At 33.6% G+C, this 235-nt stretch carries 1 protein-coding gene; it reads right to left on the reverse strand.

Annotated features, from left to right (window positions below; all coding sequences use genetic code 11):
- Nucleotides 1-235 (reverse strand): hypothetical protein (locus tag Q4563_RS22645; RefSeq protein ID WP_303606152.1); only part of this gene is annotated, 235 nt, incomplete at both ends.

The following is a 235-nucleotide window of genomic DNA, read 5'->3' on the forward strand; positions in this document are numbered from 1 at the left end:
CCTCCATATTCCTCAATAGTTTTTTCATCCTTTAAAACATTCATTGATTGAATATTATCCGGGCTTAAACTTTCCTTTCCTGTTCTTGTCATCTCTTTTCCACCCACAATATTGCCATCCTGACCTAAAACCTCAAACGTCCATTTCGATGTAATTTCAACACCCCCCTCTTTTCCTTTTTCCCCGTATTTCTCTATAGCTTTTTTATCCTTTAAAACATTAATTAATTTTATAT

The sequence above is a fragment of the Gilvimarinus sp. 1_MG-2023 genome, from assembly GCF_030548285.1.